3 protein-coding genes and 1 pseudogene are annotated in these 2539 nt (G+C 72.8%); 3 read left to right on the plus strand and 1 reads right to left on the minus strand.

Annotated elements, in window-relative coordinates; genetic code table 11:
• A pseudogene (locus ACTIR_RS27285) lies at window positions 1-205 on the minus strand (B-4DMT family transporter); the annotation flags it as partial.
• Window positions 206-275: 70 nt separating this feature from the next.
• Between ACTIR_RS27285 and ACTIR_RS0118785 the strand changes: the two are divergent.
• From ACTIR_RS0118785 to nusB, 3 genes are read left to right on the plus strand one after another with little or no spacing between them, the layout of a single operon-like run.
• Window positions 276-1406 carry an aminopeptidase P family protein gene (locus ACTIR_RS0118785; RefSeq protein ID WP_026455431.1) on the plus strand — a complete coding sequence of 377 codons (1131 nt, stop codon included), beginning with the start codon at window positions 276-278 and terminating at the stop codon, window positions 1404-1406.
• 35 nt (window positions 1407-1441) lie between these two features.
• Window positions 1442-1999 (plus strand): elongation factor P, encoded by a 558-nt coding sequence (efp, locus tag ACTIR_RS0118790; RefSeq protein ID WP_026455432.1) that lies wholly within the window; start codon window positions 1442-1444, stop codon window positions 1997-1999.
• A gap of 19 nt (window positions 2000-2018) precedes the next feature.
• Entirely contained in the window at window positions 2019-2474 is a 456-nt protein-coding gene (gene nusB / locus ACTIR_RS0118795) for a transcription antitermination factor NusB (RefSeq protein ID WP_026455433.1), read from the plus strand.
• The last annotated feature ends 65 nt before the right edge of the window (window positions 2475-2539 follow it).

The following is a 2539-nucleotide window of genomic DNA, read 5'->3' on the forward strand; positions in this document are numbered from 1 at the left end:
GGAACCACGTACGCCCCGGCCGGTCGGCTCCCAGCCAGGCGTCCAGCGCGCTCCACAGGGCGGCGGCGCCGACCAGCACGGCCAGGGAGGTGACGGTCATCGGCGTGACGTCGGTCGGATGGAACACGGCGATCTTGGCGAGCGCGACGGTGGCGGCGGCGTGCAGCACGGCCATGCCGAGCGCGCGCGGAACCCAGGACGGCATCGGCTCACTGTAGCGTCGTGGACCGTGCGCCGGGCACCCGTCGGGGGAGGGGCGTCCGTAGACTGAGCGGATGCCCGAGATCCATGCGGACCGCCGCCGCGCGCTGCGCGCCGAGCTGGCCGCGGCCGACCTGGACGCGCTGCTGGTCACCGATCCGGTCAACATCCGGTACCTGACCGGGTTCACCGGGTCCACCGCCGCGTTGCTGGTGCGCACCGACACCGACGGCGACGGGGGCACGGGCGCCGACACCGCCGAGCACGGGACGGTGTTGTGCACCGACGGCCGCTACACCGCCCGGGCCGCCGACGAGGTGCCGGATCTCCAGCGGCTCATCGAACGCCCGAGCGCGGCCGCCCTGGTGCGCCGGGCGGACGGCAGCCCCCGGGAGTACGCCCGGCTCGGGTTCGACAGCGATCACGTCACCGTGGAGGAGCACGCCGCGCTGTCCGGGATCGTCGAGCACGTCCACCTCCGCCGGGCCCCGGGGTTGACCGAACGGCTCCGGGCGGTCAAGGACGACACCGAGATCGCCGCGCTGCGGGCCGCCTGTGCCGCCGCCGACCGGGCGCTGGCCGACCTGCTCGGCCGGGGGGACCTGCGGCCGGGCCGGACCGAACGCGAGGTGGCCCGCGAGCTGGAGACCCGCATGGCCGAGCACGGCGCGCACGGCACCGCGTTCGAGTCGATCGTGGCCGCGGGGGCGCACGCGGCGATCCCGCACCACCGGCCGACCGACGCGGTCCTGGAGCGCGGGGACCTGGTGAAGATGGATTTCGGTGCGGTCGTGGACGGGTACCACTCGGACATGACCCGCACGGTCGTGCTCGGACCACCCGCCGGATGGCAGCGGGAGCTGTACGACCTGGTGCTGCGGGCGCAGACCGCCGCCACGGAGGCACTGCGGCCGGGACGGGAGGTCTCGTCGGTGGACGAGGTGGCCCGTACCGTGGTCTCCGGGGACGGGTACGGCGAACACTTCCCGCACGGTCTCGGACACGGCGTGGGACTGGCGGTGCACGAGGCGCCGAGCCTGTCCCCGCGTGGCGCCGGTACACTGGCCGCCCGCATGGCGGTCACCGTGGAGCCGGGGGTCTACCTGGCGGGGCGCGGTGGTGTCCGGATCGAGGACACGCTCGTCGTGCGGGAGGGCACTCCCGAGCTCCTCACAGTCAGTACCAAGGAACTCGTGGTCGCCTAGTGGCGGCCCCACCCGACACAGGAGAACGCACACTCGTGGCCACCACCAACGACCTCAAGAACGGCATGGTCCTCAACCTGGACGGCCAGCTGTGGTCCGTCGTGACCTTCCAGCACGTCAAGCCCGGCAAGGGCGGCGCGTTCGTCCGGACGACGCTGAAGAACGTCACCAGCGGCAAGGTGGTGGACCGGACGTTCAACGCCGGAACCAAGGTCGACACCGCGACCGTCGACCGACGGCAGATGACCTACCTCTACAACGACGGCAGCGACTACATCTTCATGGACGGCGAGACGTTCGACCAGCTGGAGATCTCCGGCGACATGGTCGGCGAGGGTGCCAAGTTCCTGCTGGAGAACACCGACGTGCAGATCGCGATGCACGAGGGCAAACCGCTGTACGTGGAGCTGCCCACGACGGTCGAGCTGACCATCACCGAGACCGCACCCGGTCTGCAGGGCGACCGGTCCACCGGCGGCACCAAGCCGGCCACGGTGGAGACCGGGGGCGAGGTGCAGGTGCCGCTGTTCGTCGGCAACGGCGAGAAGATCAAGATCGACACCCGCGACGGCCGCTATCTCGGCCGCGCCTGAGCGCGGACGGCGGCCAACGGTGAACGACACACGTCCCTCCCGCCCCCGCCGCGGGGCGCCCGGTCGACGCGACGCCCGACGGCGTGCCGTCGAACTGCTCTACGAGGCCGCGCAACGGGAGACCGATCCGCGGACGCTGCTGGCGGAGCGGGTCGGCGCGACCGAGGTCGAGGCGATCAACGACTACACGGTCACCCTGGTCGAGGGGGTGGGCGCCCACCGCGAGCGCATCGACGAGCTGCTGGCCGAGCACGCGCAGGGGTGGTCGCTGGAGCGGATGCCCCCGGTCGACCTCGCGGTGCTCCGGGTCGGTCTGTACGAGCTGTTGTGGGCCGCTGACGTGCCCGATCCGGTGGCCATCGACCAGGCGGTCGGGCTGGTCCGGGAGCTGTCCACCGACGACTCGCCGCGGTTCGTCAACGGGGTGCTGGGCCGGATCGGCACGATCGCCGACCGACTGCGCACCGTCCTGTAGCCCGACCCGTCCGCCGGACCCGCGCCCCGGAGCCGCCCGCCCCGGACGCGGCCGGTCCCGGGCAC

It is taken from the genome of Saccharomonospora iraqiensis subsp. iraqiensis (genome assembly GCF_000430445.1).
Taxonomy (GTDB): Bacteria; Actinomycetota; Actinomycetes; order Mycobacteriales; family Pseudonocardiaceae; genus Saccharomonospora; species Saccharomonospora iraqiensis.